Raw genomic sequence first — 16,142 nt, 5'->3', positions numbered from 1 at the left:
GGAATGACACAGTAGAGCTCATGGAGTTGGATTTCGAGCGGTGCTACCGGGCCGTGTCCGCGCGCGACACACGGTTCGACGGCCAATTCTTCACAGCCGTGCGCACGACGGGAATCTACTGCCGCCCTTCGTGTCCGGCAGTGACCCCCAAACCGCAGAACGTCTCGTTCGTACCGACCGCAGCGGCAGCCCAACAGAACGGCTACCGCGCTTGCCGACGATGCCAGCCCGATGCCACCCCCGGGTCGCCGCACTGGAATATCAACTCCGATCTCACCTCCCGCGCGATGCGACTGATCTCCGACGGAGCCGTCGAACGCGGCGGCGTCGAATCCCTCGCGCACACGCTCGGATACTCCAGCAGACAGCTCACCAGGGTGCTGACCGCGCAGATCGGCGCGGGACCACTCGCCCTCGCACGCGCACATCGCGCGCACACCGCGAGGACGCTGATTCAGACGACCACGATGTCCATGAGCGACATCGCCTTCGCGTCCGGGTTCTCCAGCGTTCGTCAGTTCAACGACACCGTGCGCGCTGTCTTCGCCGTCAACCCGACGACGTTGCGTGAGGAGGCCACGCGCAAGAAGACCGTTTCGAGCAGCGGCACAGTGACGGTCCGCCTCCCCTATCGACAGCCGCTGGACAAGGCCTGGCTCGAATGGTTCCTCCGCGGTCACGTGGTGCCAGGTCTCGAGACTTTCGACGACGAGTCGGGTCTGTATCGCCGTTCGCTGCGTCTGCCGCACGGGCATGCCGTCCTCGGGATGCGTATCGAGGACGGATACGTGGAGACCACGATGAGCCTGCAGGATATGCGGGATCTCGCCCCCGCCGTCGCCCGTGTCCGTCACCTCCTCGATCTCGACGCCGACCCGGTGGCCGTGGACTCTGCGCTGATGCAGGATTCGGCGTTGGCACCGAATGTCCGCGCCCGCCCAGGAATCCGCGCACCGGGAAGCATCGACGGCGACGAGATGCTCATGCGCACGATGATCGGTCAACAGATCTCGTTGCGCGCCGCCGCGACACACACCGCTCGCCTCGTCGACGCCCTCGGCACCCCGATCGACGATCCGCTCGGCGGCGGAATAACCAGACTGTTCCCCGGCGCCGACGCGATAGCCGAACGCGGACACGAGGTTCTCGCCGGGCCGAGTGCGAGAGTGAAGGCGATCATCGGCGTCGCCGATGCCCTCGCGAGCGGCAAAGTGGTTCTGCACGCAGCGATGACACCCGAGGAACTCGAAGAAAGCCTGCTTGCGCTGAAGGGAATCGGGCCGTGGACGGCACGCTACGTCGTCATGCGAACACTCGCCGACCCCGATGTATTGCTCGATACCGACCTCGTCGTGCGTCAGGGCGCAGACCGCCTCGGTATGCCGCTGACCGACTCGCACCGCTGGGCACCATGGCGTTCCTACGTCTCGATGCACCTGTGGAACATCGAACTCGAAAGTAGAGGAAAATGATCGCCACTCACGCCACCGTCTTCACTCCGATCGGACCGTTCACCACCATCGTCGACGCCGACGGAGTGGTTCTCGCGTCGGGATGGACTGCCACCGTCGACGATCTCACGCCCCTGATACACGCGACGTTGCGTCCGAGGTCCGTGCGTGAAGCGGCCGATCTGGGTGCGGTCACCGAAGCGGTGGTCGCCTACCACCGCGGCCGACTCGACGCCATCGACGACGTCCCCGTCGCCCAGCAGTCCGGGGAATTCCTCATGCATGCCTGGAAGATTCTGCGCGAGGTACCTGCCGGGTCCCCCATCACCTACTCGGAGCTCGCGGCACGCTCCGGTCGGCCGGCGGCGATCAGGGGCGCAGCGTCCGCCTGCGCGCGAAACGCCGCAGCGTTGTTCGTACCGTGCCATCGGGTGTTTCGGGTCGGCGGCGCACTGGGCGGCTTCCGGTGGGGCCTGCCTGCCAAGACGTGGCTGCTCACCCACGAATCCAGCGAACGCTGACAGGGCCGAGCATCTGCTCGGTTGGCAGGTATGTAGCTGGACGCCGGGCATAGAGTCATTCGGTGATCCGAATGCTTCACCCGCGCAGTGACCTGCAGAGGAATTTGTGACATGACCGAACAGTCGGCGTCGAACGGTAGAACTGGTCGCGATCGGGGTGACCTCATCGGTGCGGGCGGACTGTGGTTGGCGAAGTGGTCGCTCATCCTCGTCTCCGTCTCTGCCGGAGCGTGGGTTGTGGGTTGGCTTATCTCAGCCCTGTGGGTCGTCGTGCTGCCGGTGCTGCTGGCGATCATCGTTGCCACGGTGTTGTGGCCACCGACCAAATTGATGATGCGAGTCGGGTTTCCGCGTGCCGCGTCCGCTGCCACGGCGCTGGTCGTGTTCTCCCTCATCGTCGTCGGGGTGGTCACCCTGATCGTGCCGTCCGTCGTCGATTCGACGCCCGAACTCGTCGACAAGGCATCGGACGGGGTGTCTCAGGTACAGAACTGGCTCAAGGGTCCGCCGGTCAACCTCCAGGACGAGCAGATCGACACTGCCGTCTCCACGATTCTGGAGCGGTTGCAGGACAGCGGCGCCGCAATCGCCTCCGGCGTGTTCAGCGGGGTGTCCACTGCCGGTTCGATTCTGATCACTCTCACCCTGATGCTGGTGCTGACCTTCTTCTTGCTCAAGGACGGCGTCAAGTTCGTTCCGTGGCTGCATGGAATGACCGGCTCTCGCGTCGGCCGTCACTTCTCCGAGGTGCTGGGCCGTATGTGGGTGACGCTCGGCGGATTCATTCGCACCCAGGCGGTCGTCAGTTTCGTCGACGCGTTCTTCATCGGCCTCGGTCTCGTTCTCCTCGGTGTGCCGTTGGCGCTCGCGCTGGCAACTATCACGTTCATCGGCGGCTTCATCCCCATCGTGGGTGCGTTCGTCGCGGGTGCTCTGGCAGTGTTGGTCGCGCTGGTGGCGAACGGGCTGCCGACGGCGTTGATCGTGCTGGCGATCGTCGTCGTGGTGCAGCAGCTCGAAGGAGATGTGCTCCAACCAGTGATGCAGAGCCGCAGCATGAATCTGCATCCGGTCATCGTGTTGCTCGCGATCACCGGCGGCGCATCGGTGTTCGGGATCGTCGGCGCATTCCTCGCGGTGCCCGCAGCCGCAGTCGCCGCAGTGCTGATTCGCTACCTTTCGGAGCAGATCGACCTGCACTCGGCCGAGCCGGATCAGGCTGGACCGGATCAGGCTGGACCGGATCAGGCTGGACCGGATCAGGACGTGGCGAACAGCTGAAGAGTGGACCCGTCTCGATTGCGGATGACGTGCAGCCGGCTGGGGATTCTTTGACGCATCTCATCGACGTGGCTGACGATTCCGACGACTCGCCCGCCTGCCCGCAGTTCGTCGAGGACTCCCATCACGGCCTCGAGGGTATCGGCGTCGAGGGTGCCGAAACCCTCGTCGATGAACATGGTGTCCAGCACCACCCCACCGGATTCGGCCGCGACGACGTCTGCGAGCCCGAGGGCCAGTGAGAGCGAGGCCAGAAACGATTCGCCACCGGAGAGCGTCTTCGCCGAACGCACGACCCCGGTGTAGTCGTCGCGGATGTCGAGCCCGAGTCCACCTCGGCGACCACGGGCTTCGGCCTCGTCGGAGTGAACGAACTCGTAGCGGCCTGCGGACATACGGCGAAGCCGCGACGACGCCGACTCCGCGACGTCTTCGAGCCGCGATGCCAACACGTACGAGCGCAACGACATCTTGCGTGCGTTCTGACCGCGTCCCGCAACGACATCGGCGAGGGCAGCGAGTTCATCGTGCGTGGCCTGCATGGGAGCCGCGCGGTCCACGGCGGCCCACAGCTGCAAAGCCAGGTCTTCGAGCTGTTCGGTTTGCCACCGGCACTCGGCGTTTCGGGCCACCGCATCGTGCAGGCGCACCGCGGCAGCATCGACGGCCTCCCGGAGCGGACCGAGATCGACCGGTTCGAGATCTCCAACAGCGGCGATCGCAGACTCGGCCAGCACCTGCTCGGCGTGGGCTCGGAGATCGCCGGCATCGACGAGCTGCTTCTCGATCGAGGATGCTCGAGCCGCAGTGACGACATGAGAGGCTGCGGCCTCGGCGGAGGTGAAACCGGAATCGGCCACCCTCCTCGCAAGCGTCTCGTCGAGACCTTGCACCTCGACGGTGACGCGCGCGGCATCGGCCCGCCGGTCGAGCAACTCCGTCGACAGTGCGACCAGGCGTTCGAGGCGGTTGGCGCGTTCGTCGATGTCGCCTCGACCGTCGAGTGCAGCCAGAATGCGCTCGCGGATCTGCGCTGCGGACTTTCGAACGTGTTCGGCCTTCGCATCGAGTCCTGCGATAGTCGACTGTTCCTCTGCCAGGACCTTCGACAGCCGCTGGTCCTGCGATCTCAGCCGATCCAGTGCGGCTTCACGCTCGGTCGACTGCGCTGCGGCGGAGCGAGTTTCGGTGAGCGCTACTGTCACACGATCGAGTGCTTCGACGAGTTCACTGCTGTCTCGACCGTCCGAACGGTGGACGAGGACGTCGACGACGCGGGTCAGCTCGGCCGATTGCGCGGCCGTCCGATCGACCGCGGCGCCCGCCCTCTGCTCCCGCTCAGCGGCCGCGTCCTCATCGTTCTTGGTGACGGTGGACTCGGCCGCGCGGGCCGGATCGGGGTGCGTCTGCGATCCACACACGCTGCACGGGTCACCCGGGGTGAGCCTGGCGGCCAGTTCCGCAGCCATCCCGGACACTCGCCGCTCGCGCAGATCCAATGTATGTGTGCGGGCGTCGTTGTGAGCTGCCCGGGCGTCTTCGTGCGCTCGTGTGGCTGCGGCGAGCTTCGTACGGGCCTTCGCCAACTCCACGGCAGCCTCGACCGCGCTCGTGATCCGGGCGGACTCAGCGCTCAACGCGGGGAGCTCTGCCGCCGCTCGAACCGCAGACTGCACCGCGGTCTCGGCCTCGGCGATCTGGGCCGGCAACGCGGCCCGATCCGCCTCCAGCTTCTCGATACGCCCTGCCACCGCGGCACGCTCGACCTCGAGTGTGCGCACGGTCTCTTCCTCGGCATCCGCGCGTTGCGCCAGAGCCCGCAGTTCGTCGAGTGCACCGATCTCGGTGGTCCACCGGCGCACAGCCTCGGCAACGACGGCTCGGTCGGCGGCGACGTCTGCCGGATCACAGCCAGCGCTGGTGAGTCCGGCCACGACAGCATCCGCGCCGTCGAGTTCTGCGAACGCTCGGTGCGCGGCATCTCGGGCTGCATCGGCCTGAGTCTTCCTGCTCGTTGCCTCGGCGAGGTCGGCAGCCAACGCGGCGACCGGTCCTGCGGCAGCCGACCGCTCGAGCTCGAGACGCAGCGCCGCGTGCACCGGTGCGTCCCGATGAAACTGTGCGAGTTGCTGCTCCGCGATCGCCCTGCGTTTCTGCAACTGCGACGTGGTTTCCATCTTTGCGAGCTCTGCTACCGCGGCGTCGGATGCGGCACGCGCCGCATCGAGCTGTGTCGCCGACTGCACTGACGCCTGGCGCGCAGCCTCCAACACCTCACTCGCCCAATCCACCGGCGCGCGATCGAGCTGCTCCTCGACACCCGAGGCAGTCGATATCCGTCCCTGCAGCTTGTCGATGGCAATCCGACTCGATTCCAGTGCGGCGGCGCTCGTGCGCCGCGCATCGGCGAACCACTCCTCGATATCTCCGAATCTGGCGGTGTCGAACAGTCGCTCGAGGAGATCTCCGCGCTCGTCACTGCCCGCACGCAGAAAGCGCGCGAACTCGCCCTGCGGCAGCAGCACCACTTGAAAGAACTGATCGGCGCTCATCCCCAGGGCCGCACTGACAGCGTCACCGATCTCGTCCAGGCGCGTGAGGTTCTGGCTGCGGCCGTCGATCCAGGTCAACGTCGCCTTCGCGTTCTGCTTCGTGGTCCCCGTGCCACGTTTCTTCGGGCGGAAGTACTCGGGACTGCGGACGATACGAACGCGCCGGCCACCGAGCGTCGCCTCCAGCGAGACCGTTGGAACCGCACCGGGCTCGGCGTGATCGGACAACAGCCGTTTGCCCTCCCTGCGGGCACCGGGAACCGTGCCGTAGAGCGCGAAGGCCACCGCGTCGAGAATCGTGGTCTTGCCGGCTCCCGTCTGCCCATGCAGCAGGAACAGCCCGTCCGCGCCGAGCGCATCGAAATCCACGGACTCGCAACGACCGAATGGACCGAAGGCCGACATTTCCAGCTTGTGCAGCCTCATGCAGTTCGACCCAAAAGGTCGTCCGGAGAGCCTGTTTCGGGAGTACCGGCAATGTCGGCGGCGACATCGTCACGCTGGACTGCGGCCAGCGCGCGCTCGAGCAGCCGTGTCTCGCTCGGAGTGGGCGCGCTGCGCATATCGGTGACGAACGAGGCCATGATTTCGCTGTCGCTGCGACCTCGAACGCGGTCGCGGTAGCGCAGCCCCGATTCATTGGACGGGCTGTTCCACTCGAGATGAACGGCATGCGGAAAGCGGGTCCGCAACGACCGCATCGCATCGACCGGCCGCACCGCGTCGGTGAGCACCGCAGAAACGTAGTGAGTTTCGGCTTGGTCGAATCTTTCCTCATGGAGCAGTTCGTCCACGGTGCCCTCGATGCGACTCAGACCGCGAACCACGGGCAGGTCCACTCGCTCCACCGAGTGCAACCCGTCGGCGTCCAGTTCGACGACCCACACAGCTTTGCGATGGCTTCGCTCGCCGAAGGAATAGGGCAGCGGCGAGCCCGAGTAGCGGACGCGCTCGGTCAGCGTCTGCGGCGAATGCAGATGCCCCAGTGCGACGTAGTCGGCACCGTCGAACGCGGCGGCAGGCGCGGTCTCGACCCCGCCGACCGAGATGGACCGCTCCGAACCCGTGGCCTCACCGCCCACGACGAAGGCGTGCGCGAGCACTACGGACCTCACCCTGCCACCAGCCGCACGGCGTTCACCGAGATCGGTGGTGACGCGATCCATCGCCGCGGTGAGAACCTCCTCGTGTGTCCGCGCCGACGGAATCTCCAGCTCGATTCGGGTGGTCTCGGGCTCGAGGTAAGGAATCCCGTAGAACGCAACGGAACCGAACTCGTCATCGACGACGACGGGGCTGCCGACATCGGCCACTCGCGTCATCAGGTGCAAGCCCCCGGCCGAGGCGAACGCGGCACCGGCACCGAGCCGTGCAGGCGAATCGTGGTTGCCAGATGTGGCGACGATGACCGCACCTGCGCTGCGGATCGCCTCGAGGCCCCTGTTGCACACCAGCACGGCGTCCGCGCTGGGTACCGCGCGGTCGTAGATGTCCCCCGGCACGACCACGACGTCGATGCGCTGCGCCGCAACCAGATCCGCGATGGCCGTCAGCGCGGCAGCCTGATCGGCGAGCAGATCGACACCGTGGAAGGTGCGGCCGATGTGCCAGTCCGAAGTGTGCAGGATCCTCATGACTGACGACGCTAACGGAGCCCACCGACAATCTCGGCGAAGCGCCGCGGGGACGGTTCGTGTCGGTGCGCTCGGGCATCATCTGCGCCATGAACGTACTCACCGCCCTGGGCATGCTGTTCGCCCTCGCGCTCGGCGTCGCTATCGGTTGGTTGGCGCACGCCTCGCGGGCCGGCGACCGCGCCGTGCGCGCCGAAGCTCAACTGGCCGCGCTCCGCGACAACGAGGCACTGCTTCATCGCTCGCTGGCCTCGGTCAACGAGGATTCCGCACGCCGCCACTCCGGCGCCATCGGGCAACAGGTGTCGCACTTGGTCGAACCACTGCACGACGCGGTCGATGCATTGACCGAGCATGTGCGGCAAGTCGAACACAATCGCATCCGCGCCTACGCGGGTTTGACGGAACAGGTGTCCGGGATGCACCGAGCCTCCGTTGCGCTCTCCACTCAGACCTCGCAGTTGGTCACGGCTCTGCGCGCTCCTCAGATTCGCGGTCGCTGGGGTGAGATGCAGCTCGAACGGGTCGTCGAACTCGCGGGCATGGTCAAGCACTGCGATTTCGACACGCAGGTCACCCGCGACGGAGTTCGCCCCGACATGATCGTGCGGCTCGCCGGAGGCAGACAGATCGTCGTCGACGCCAAGGTGCCGTTCGCGGCGTATCTCGACGCCGCGCAGGAAGAGGATGCATCGGCTCGCACGGAGCTCATGTCGCGGCACTCGCGCCAGCTGCGCAAGCACGTGGACCAGTTGGCTGCCAAGGAGTACTGGCACTCCTTCGAACCCACGCCGGAGTTCGTGATTCTGTTCGTGCCTGGGGATCCCTTTCTCGACGCAGCCCTGACATCCGACTCGTCCTTGCTCGAGTACGCGTTCAGCAAGAACGTGATTCTGGCCACCCCCACCACGTTGGTCGCGTTGCTGCGGACCGTCGCGTACACATGGAAGCAGGAGTCCCTGGCCGAGGACGCCGCCCGCATTCAGCAACTCGGACGCGAGCTGTACACGCGACTCGGTGTCGTCTCCTCTCACCTCGACAAACTCGGTGCTCATATGGGTAAGGCCGTCGACTCCTTCAATGCCACGGTCTCCTCGGTCGACACTCGCGTCGGCGTCACGGCGAGGAAACTGCACGATCTCGAACTGTTCGACGCTGACGTCGTCGAGGTACGACGAGTTCATACACGCCCGCGATCAGCCGATTCGTCCGGTTTGCTGGGCAAGTTCGGTCATGTCGACGACGCAGTGAGCTGAACAGCCGCTAACCTCGGGGGGTGTCTACCTCCCAACGCGCCCGCTCCGGGGTACCGCTGGATCAACGATCAGCGCTCGCATCCGTGCCCGGTGTCCCTGCATGGGGAGCAGTGGCCATCGCCGTCGGCGCTACATTTCTGGGCTTCGTCATCGACGCCGCCCGCGGGACCGAACTGACGTCCGCCTTCGCATGCCTGTACTTGATCGGCGTCGTCGCCGCCGTCGTGCTCGTCCGCTATCGAGGCCTGTTCACCGCGGCGGTCCAGGCACCGTTGATCTTGTTCGTTGCGGTGCCGCTTTCGTACCAATACTTCACCGAAAGCCCCGGGTCGGGCCTGCGCGACATCCTTCTCAACGTCGCTATTCCGCTGGTCAACCGCTTCCCGCTGATGCTGCTCGGGACGGTACTGGCGCTTGCTCTCGCCGGAGCGCGAGTCTTCCTGACCAAGCAGGCCAGTCACGCACCCGCGGGCGCCGCCAAGCGGTCCATCCTCGACCGCGCGAAGGAAACGCGTGAGCGAGCCAAGCAGAGCCGCGATCGGATCCGAGAGAATCGCCCTCGCGCCGAGGAGGCCCGGCCTCGTCGGGCGACCGCAGCAGGAGCCAATCACCGCGACACGGCCGACGGACGCACCGCAAACCGCGATACGTCCGCACGGCGAAACCGGTCGGATGGCACTCCCCCGGCCGAGGGCCGCCGCGCTCGCCGTGAACGCGAACAATCCACGCCCGAGCGACATCGCGCCCGAGGCGGCACCGACCGATCCCGCACGAGTACCTATCGGCCAGACCGCGAATATCGGCCAGACAGTGCACCAAGAAGAGACCGTGAACCGAGGCCGGACATGTCGGCCCGTCCCGCAGCTCGTGCGGTACCCACCGCACGGTCGGAACCAGCGCCGCGCAGTCAGCCGCCGCGTGTTCAGCCGCCTAGAACTCCGCGGCCACCGCAGGTGGATCCGTACTCAGCGCCGCACGGGGGCGTACACATCCCGCCGCACCCGGTTCCACAGGTTCGCTACCGAGATCGCGGCGACGCCTGAACCCAGGCGTCGCTACGTGAGACTTCGTCAGGCTTTGGCGGGGCGTAGCTCGCGCGGTAGCGAGAAGACCAGCGTCTCGTTCGCCGTTGTCACCGGCTGAACGTCCGCGAACCCATGGTCCGCGAGCAGGTCGATGACGCCCTGCACCAAGATCTCCGGTACGGACGCTCCCGAGGTGATACCGACGGTGGTGACGCCGTCGAGCCAGGACGTATCGACGTCCTTGGCGTAGTCCACCAGATAGCTGGCCCTCGCTCCTGCCGTCAGGGCAACCTCGACCAATCGAACGGAGTTGGACGAGTTCTGTGATCCGACGACGATGACGAGATCGCATTCGGGAGCCATCGTCTTGACGGCCACCTGACGGTTCTGTGTCGCGTAGCAGATGTCGTCGCTCGGCGGATCCTGCAAAGTCGGGAAACGCTCGCGCAGGCGCGCCACGGTGGTCATGGTCTCGTCGACACTCAACGTGGTCTGCGACAGCCAGATCACCTTGTTCTCATCGCGCACCGTCACCTGGTCCACAGCATCAGGACCGTCCACGAGCTGGACATGCTCTGGGGCTTCGCCTGCAGTGCCCTCGACTTCCTCGTGTCCCTCGTGACCGATGAGCAGAATGTCGAAGTCGTCACGCGCGAATCTCTTGGCTTCCTGGTGCACCTTGGTGACCAACGGGCAGGTTGCGTCGATGGTGCGCAACTGCCGCTCAGCGGCCGAGGCGTGCACAGCGGGCGACACGCCGTGCGCGGAGAACACCAGAAGGGACCCCTCGGGGACCTCGTCGGTCTCCTCGACGAACACGGCACCGCGGTCGGCCAACGTCTCCACGACGTGCCTGTTGTGCACGATCTCCTTGCGGACGTAGACGGGCGCACCGTGCTTTTCGAGTGCCTTCTCGACCGTCTCGACGGCTCGATCGACTCCTGCGCAGTAGCCGCGAGGCTCGGCGAGGAGTACACGTTTGGCGCCCGAGTACGAAGCGGCAGCCTCGCCCGATGGACGTGTGATTCCGAGATTCAAGGGGACAGCCGAAGACATACCAATAGGATACTGGTCCTAGCCGCACCTCACCGATGAGCATGTCGGCTACCCAAACGTGCCGACTTCAGGCATGGTGGTGCGCATGACTCGTGTCCCGTTTGCTGCACGTGTCGCTGCCGGTGTGGCTGTGACCGTCGTCGAGGAAGCTCGCAAGCTCCCCAACACTGCCGTCACCTTTCCGATGACTGTGGTCAGCGAGGTTCTGGCGGGCACGATGCGGTTCCAGCAGCAGGTCACGGCGCTGGCCATCAAGGGCGACCAAATCATCGCCGTCCTGCCCATCATCGGCACTCCGGACGAGGCGCAGCCGTCGTGGGCGGTTTTCGATGACGATGAGGACGCCGGGCCGGGCCGCGACTTTCCGCCCGCTGATCTCCCCGACCTCACCAACGGCGACGTCGACGTGCCTGATCGCGAGGCACCCGCCGCGACCGGCAGGTTCGCGCTGTACTCGACACCACCCAACGGCATCGCCTCCGAAGCCGAGGCCGCAGCGCAGTCGGGACCGTCAGTCGCCGTCGATCGTCCCGAGATCGTCGAACTGGTCGATTACGACACCCTCGCGCTGGCACAGCTGCGGGCACGTCTGCGGAGCCTCTCGCTCGACGATCTCGAGACCCTCCGCGCATACGAGAGCGCTTCACTGGGTCGCGCGCCGTTCCTGACGATGCTCGAGAACCGAATCACCACTGCGAAAGCAAAGTGACCGCCAGTACCGCCGAAGAACCATGGCCGGTACGGACCGTCGCGATGAAAGTCGCGGGGTGGATCGACCGGCTGGGTAGCGTCTGGGTCGAGGGCCAGCTGACCCAGATCAATGCGCGACCGGGCACGAGGACGGCATTTCTCGTGCTTCGGGATCCGTCTGCCGACATGTCCCTGTCGGTGACCTGCTCACCTCAGTTGCTCGACCGCTCACCCGTCCCCCTCACCGAGGGGGTGCGGGTGATTCTTTACGGGAAGCTGTCGTTCTACACCGGCCGCGGGACCGTATCGCTGCGCGCGACCGACATCCGCGCAGTTGGCGTCGGGGAGCTGCTGGCCAGGATCGAACGGCTACGGGCACTGCTTGCGGCGGAAGGACTGTTCGATCCCCGGCTCAAGCGGCCACTGCCCTTCCTTCCACGCACGATCGGACTGATCACTGCGCGAGCTTCCGCTGCGGAGCGCGACGTGCTGACCGTCGCGCAACGACGCTGGCCCGCGGTGCGCTTCGCCGTCGAGCACACACCTGTCCAGGGCCCGACGGCAGTTCCGGCAATCCTCAGCGCTCTGGAGAGACTCGACGCAGACGAGGGCGTCGACGTCATCGTGCTGGCTCGCGGCGGCGGCAGCGTCGAGGATCTGTTGCCGTTTTCCGACGAGGCGCTGTGCCGCGCGATTTCCAAAGCCACCACGCCGATCGTCAGCGCGATCGGTCACGAACCGGACAGTCCGCTCAGCGATCACGTCGCAGATCTACGAGCGGCGACGCCGACCGACGCGGCCAAACTGGTCGTCCCCGACGCGGTCGCGGAGCAGAATCTCGTTGCCGATCTGCGGTCGCGGACCGCCGCCGCCCTGCGCAACTGGGTGGCACGGGAAGCACGCGGACTGGAGATGATCCGGCACCGCCCAGCGCTCGCCGACCCCGTCGCGGGCATCGATCAGCGAGGCGAAGAGATCGAAAGACTGGTCGACGCCGGTCGTCGGGACGTGCTTCGCGAACTCGCCAAGCAGGACACCCTCGCCCTGCACCTGCGTGCGCGACTGCAAACTCTCGGTCCCGCGGCGACACTCGCGCGCGGTTACGCCGTCGTGCAGCGTATGGTCGCCGGCGGCGATCCCGAAGTACTGCGTTCGGCGGAGGACGCGCCGCCGGGAACGCAGATCCGAGTAAGAGTGGCCGACGGTGCCGTCACGGCGGCCGTCATGGGCAAAGTCCGATAGGAGGATCAACAATGAGCGATACACCTGTGTCCGAGATGGGTTACGAGGCCGCGCGCGACGAACTGGTCGACGTGGTCAAGGTGCTCGAACAAGGCGGGTTGGATCTCGACGCCTCCCTCGCTCTCTGGGAGCGCGGCGAACTTCTGGCCACTCGGTGCGAGGAGCACCTGGCCGGAGCACGCAAGCGAGTCGAGAATGCCCTTGCGCACATCGCGAAGGAAGACAGCTAGGGCGTCAGGGGTTCGGCGCTCGTCGTCGCGGCAGCGAGCGTCGTGAATTCCTCGGCGGTCCCGCTGCCGGTGATGAGCAGACGCACGTCATCGAGGTCGGTGACCCACACCGGTTCGTCGCCCTGACGCTCGTAGACCACCCACTCGGTGCCGTCGACCGTCTCGGTCCCCGATGGGTAGCGTTCCTCGCCCTCCACCACGTACCGGACCAGTACGGTCTCGCTCGCATCGGACTGAGTCAACCTGTTGTAGCGGCCGGAGTCGGAGATGTATCCGACGTTGCTCACGTCCCCGCCCTGATCCCCCGAGATCGTCCGGCTGCTACCCGAGTTGGGCGTCCAGTCCGCGGGGACCTGCGGATTGCGAATGGGGAAATCGAGCTGGGTCGCGTCGAACTGCAGCGCCGCGTCGACATCGAAGTTCGGGATGGGTCCCTGTGTGGGGCCACCCGGGCTGAGCGTGCACTGGCTGGCGATGCCGGCTATCAACAGGCATGCGATCACAAGCGGAATCAGTGACCACACCATGTCGCGGTTGTTGTTGAGGATCCGGGGTTTGCTGTTCGCCACAGCACCAGTATCCCCACTCGACGACGGAGCTCTGTCGGCGCATGCCCTCCGTCCCACCCGTAGCTTCGCCAATGAGATAATCGCCACTGGGTAACACCCCACCTACCAGGAGGCTACAAACCGATGACGGCCAGCACCGAGTCCACTCGCGCCATGGCGCCAGATCGCAACCTCGCCCTCGAACTCGTACGCGTCACCGAGGCCGGTGCGCTCGCCTCGGGACGCTGGGTCGGTCGCGGCGACAAGGAAGGTGGCGACGGAGCAGCCGTCGACGCCATGCGTCAGCTGGTCAGCTCGGTTTCTATGCGCGGAGTCGTCGTCATCGGCGAAGGTGAGAAGGACGAAGCGCCGATGCTCTACAACGGGGAAGAGGTCGGCAACGGCAACGGCCCCGAGTGCGACTTCGCCGTCGACCCCGTCGACGGAACCACCTTGATGGCCAAGGGCATGCCGAACGCGATCTCGGTGTTGGCAGTCGCCGAGCGCGGCGCGATGTTCGACCCGTCCGCTGTCTTCTACATGAAGAAGATCGCCGTCGGACCCGACTTCGCCGACGCCATCGACATCACGGCACCGGTCGCGGAGAACATCGCCCGGGTCGCCAAGATCAAGAAGGGATCCACCTCCGACGTCACGGTGTGCATCCTCGACCGGCCCCGGCACGCCGAGCTCATCCAGCAGGTGCGCGATACCGGCGCCCGTATTCGCCTGATCTCCGACGGTGACGTCGCCGGTGCTATCGCCGCCGCCCGACCCACCTCGCCCATCGACATCCTGATGGGTACCGGCGGAACTCCCGAGGGCATCATCGCGGCTGCCGCCATGCGCTGCATGGGCGGCGCTCACCAGGGCATGCTGGCTCCGACCGACGACGACGAACGCCAGAAGGCGATCGACGCCGGACACGACCTGGATCGGGTCCTGTCCACCGAAGACCTGGTCTCGGGCGAGAACGTCTTCTTCACCGCGACCGGCGTCACCGACGGCGACCTGCTCCAGGGCGTCCGGTACTCCGGTGGCGGCGCGCACACTCAGTCGATCGTGATGCGCTCGAAGTCCGGCACCGTCCGCATGATCGACGCGTACCACCAGCTCAACAAGTTGAAGGAGTACTCGTCCGTCAATTTCGACGGCGACACCTCCGGCGCCATCCCGTCCTTCTAAGCCTCGAAACCCCAACCGACCCAACGACTGGCAAAGTAAGGCTCATGACGCAGACAGACGAACAGCAGTACCGCATCGAGCACGACACCATGGGAGAGGTACGCGTTCCGATCGACGCCCTCTGGCGTGCACAGACTCAGCGTGCGGTCGAGAACTTCCCGATCTCCGGTCGCCCACTCGAGCGCACTCAGATCCGCGCGATGGGTCTGCTCAAGGCGGCTTGCGCGCAGGTCAACAAGGACCTGGGCTTGCTCGACGGCACCCTCGCCGACGCCATCGTCGCTGCCGCCACCGAAATCGCCGACGGCAAGCACGACGATCAGTTCCCCATCGACGTCTTCCAGACCGGTTCGGGCACCAGCTCCAACATGAACGCCAACGAGGTCATCGCCTCCATCGCGAAGGCGAACGGCGTCGAGGTGCACCCCAACGACCACGTCAACATGTCCCAGTCGTCCAACGACACCTTCCCGACGGCCACCCACGTCGCGGCCACCGAAGCTGCGGTCACCTCGCTCGTGCCGGCACTGAAGCACCTACACGGGGCTCTGGCAGCCAAGGCGACCGAGTGGAAGACCGTCGTGAAGTCCGGTCGCACGCACCTCATGGACGCCGTGCCTGTCACGCTCGGCCAGGAGTTCGGCGGCTACGCACGTCAGATCGAAGCAGGCATCGAGCGTGTGGAAGCGACCCTGCCTCGGTTGGGCGAGCTGCCCATCGGCGGCACCGCCGTCGGCACCGGCCTCAACGCTCCCGACGGCTTCGGCCCCAAAGTCGTTGCGGAACTGGTCAAGTCGACCGGCATCGATGCACTGACCGCGGCGAAGGACTCGTTCGAGGCCCAGGCCGCGCGCGACGGACTCGTCGAGGCCTCGGGCGCGCTGCGCACCATCGCGGTGTCACTGACCAAGATTGCCAACGACATTCGCTGGATGGGATCGGGACCGCTCACCGGGCTCGGCGAGATCACCCTCCCCGACCTGCAGCCGGGTAGCTCCATCATGCCCGGCAAGGTCAATCCGGTTCTCCCCGAGGCTGTTACACAGGTGGCAGCTCAGGTTGTCGGCAACGACGCGGCAACGGCATTCGGCGGCGCGTCGGGTGCCTTCGAGTTGAACGTGTACATCCCGATGATGGCACGCAACGTTCTCGAATCGTTCAAACTGCTCGCCAACGTCTCGGTGCTGTTCGCCGACAAGTGCATCGTCGGGCTGGAAGCGAACACCGATCGCCTCAAGACACTCGCCGAGTCCTCGCCGTCCATCGTGACGCCGCTGAACTCCGCGATCGGCTACGAGGAAGCAGCTGCCGTCGCCAAGCAGGCGTTGAAGGAAAAGAAGACGATCCGTCAGACCGTAATCGACCGCGGACTCATCGGCGACAAGCTGAGCGAGGAAGAGCTCGACAAGCGCCTGGACGTGCTGGCCATGGCGAAGGTCAAGGACTAGTCAGCTAGCTGGCCCCCATCGCA

14 protein-coding genes are annotated in these 16,142 nt (G+C 65.9%); 10 read left to right on the top strand and 4 right to left on the bottom strand.

Annotated features, from left to right (window positions below):
- Positions 1–20 precede the first annotated feature (20 nt).
- The 3 genes from J1M86_RS07775 (at position 21) to J1M86_RS07765 (ending at position 3,253) form a co-directional block, all read left to right on the top strand.
- The gene (locus tag J1M86_RS07775; protein WP_206509422.1) at positions 21–1,472 is read left to right on the top strand and encodes an AlkA N-terminal domain-containing protein; all 1,452 of its coding nucleotides are present in this window, start codon (positions 21–23) and stop codon (positions 1,470–1,472) included.
- On the top strand, positions 1,472–1,972 hold the full coding sequence (locus tag J1M86_RS07770; RefSeq protein WP_206509982.1) for a methylated-DNA--[protein]-cysteine S-methyltransferase: 501 nt from the start codon (positions 1,472–1,474) through the stop codon (positions 1,970–1,972). The genes J1M86_RS07775 and J1M86_RS07770 overlap by 1 nt, the downstream gene beginning before the upstream one ends.
- Positions 1,973–2,083: 111 nt before the next feature.
- On the top strand, positions 2,084–3,253 hold the full coding sequence (locus J1M86_RS07765) for an AI-2E family transporter (RefSeq protein ID WP_206509421.1): 1,170 nt from the start codon (positions 2,084–2,086) through the stop codon (positions 3,251–3,253).
- On the opposite strand, the gene J1M86_RS07760 is transcribed toward J1M86_RS07765, so the two are convergent.
- Together J1M86_RS07760 and J1M86_RS07755 are read right to left on the bottom strand one after the other, a co-directional pair.
- On the bottom strand, positions 3,232–6,231 hold the full coding sequence (locus tag J1M86_RS07760; RefSeq protein ID WP_206509420.1) for an AAA family ATPase: 3,000 nt from the start codon (positions 6,229–6,231) through the stop codon (positions 3,232–3,234). The genes J1M86_RS07765 and J1M86_RS07760 overlap by 22 nt on opposite strands.
- Positions 6,228–7,439 (bottom strand): exonuclease SbcCD subunit D, encoded by a 1,212-nt coding sequence (locus J1M86_RS07755; protein WP_206509419.1) that lies wholly within the window; start codon positions 7,437–7,439, stop codon positions 6,228–6,230. The genes J1M86_RS07760 and J1M86_RS07755 overlap by 4 nt, the downstream gene beginning before the upstream one ends.
- Before the next feature lie 89 nt (positions 7,440–7,528).
- Here J1M86_RS07755 and J1M86_RS07750 point away from each other — a divergent pair, with 89 nt between their 5' ends.
- Both J1M86_RS07750 and J1M86_RS07745 read left to right on the top strand, forming a co-directional pair.
- Entirely contained in the window at positions 7,529–8,695 is a 1,167-nt protein-coding gene (locus tag J1M86_RS07750) for a DNA recombination protein RmuC (protein WP_206509418.1), read from the top strand.
- A 20-nt stretch (positions 8,696–8,715) separates the two neighbouring features.
- Positions 8,716–9,738: a DUF6542 domain-containing protein gene (locus tag J1M86_RS07745; protein WP_206509417.1), complete on the top strand. Its 1,023-nt coding sequence runs from the start codon at positions 8,716–8,718 to the stop codon at positions 9,736–9,738.
- A gap of 27 nt (positions 9,739–9,765) precedes the next feature.
- On the opposite strand, the gene J1M86_RS07740 is transcribed toward J1M86_RS07745, so the two are convergent.
- On the bottom strand, positions 9,766–10,776 hold the full coding sequence (locus tag J1M86_RS07740; protein WP_206509416.1) for a 4-hydroxy-3-methylbut-2-enyl diphosphate reductase: 1,011 nt from the start codon (positions 10,774–10,776) through the stop codon (positions 9,766–9,768).
- An 85-nt stretch (positions 10,777–10,861) separates the two neighbouring features.
- On the opposite strand from J1M86_RS07740, the gene J1M86_RS07735 reads away from it, so the two are divergent.
- From J1M86_RS07735 to J1M86_RS07725, 3 genes are read left to right on the top strand one after another with little or no spacing between them, the layout of a single operon-like run.
- Positions 10,862–11,485, top strand: a complete 624-nt coding sequence (locus J1M86_RS07735; protein ID WP_206509415.1) for a lipid droplet-associated protein — start codon at positions 10,862–10,864, stop codon at positions 11,483–11,485.
- Complete coding sequence (gene xseA, locus J1M86_RS07730) at positions 11,482–12,708, top strand: exodeoxyribonuclease VII large subunit (protein WP_206509414.1); 1,227 nt, start codon at positions 11,482–11,484, stop codon at positions 12,706–12,708. Before J1M86_RS07735 ends, xseA begins: the two co-directional genes overlap by 4 nt.
- A gap of 11 nt (positions 12,709–12,719) precedes the next feature.
- Positions 12,720–12,938: an exodeoxyribonuclease VII small subunit gene (locus tag J1M86_RS07725; RefSeq protein ID WP_075840315.1), complete on the top strand. Its 219-nt coding sequence runs from the start codon at positions 12,720–12,722 to the stop codon at positions 12,936–12,938.
- On the opposite strand, the gene J1M86_RS07720 is transcribed toward J1M86_RS07725, so the two are convergent.
- Positions 12,935–13,507, bottom strand: a complete 573-nt coding sequence (locus J1M86_RS07720; RefSeq protein WP_206509413.1) for a DUF4245 domain-containing protein — start codon at positions 13,505–13,507, stop codon at positions 12,935–12,937. The genes J1M86_RS07725 and J1M86_RS07720 overlap by 4 nt on opposite strands.
- A 123-nt stretch (positions 13,508–13,630) precedes the next feature.
- Here J1M86_RS07720 and glpX point away from each other — a divergent pair, with 123 nt between their 5' ends.
- Together glpX and J1M86_RS07710 are read left to right on the top strand one after the other, a co-directional pair.
- A complete protein-coding gene (glpX, locus tag J1M86_RS07715) occupies positions 13,631–14,671 on the top strand; it encodes a class II fructose-bisphosphatase (RefSeq protein ID WP_075840313.1) in 1,041 nt (346 codons plus the stop codon).
- A 44-nt stretch (positions 14,672–14,715) separates the two neighbouring features.
- On the top strand, positions 14,716–16,119 hold the full coding sequence (locus J1M86_RS07710) for a class II fumarate hydratase (protein ID WP_075840312.1): 1,404 nt from the start codon (positions 14,716–14,718) through the stop codon (positions 16,117–16,119).
- Positions 16,120–16,142 lie beyond the last annotated feature (23 nt).

It is taken from the genome of Rhodococcus sp. KRD197, assembly GCF_017168235.1.
Lineage (GTDB): Bacteria > Actinomycetota > Actinomycetes > Mycobacteriales > Mycobacteriaceae > Rhodococcoides.
Note: the sequence above shows the minus strand (reverse complement) of the source record. Positions and strands in the feature narration are given on the sequence as shown.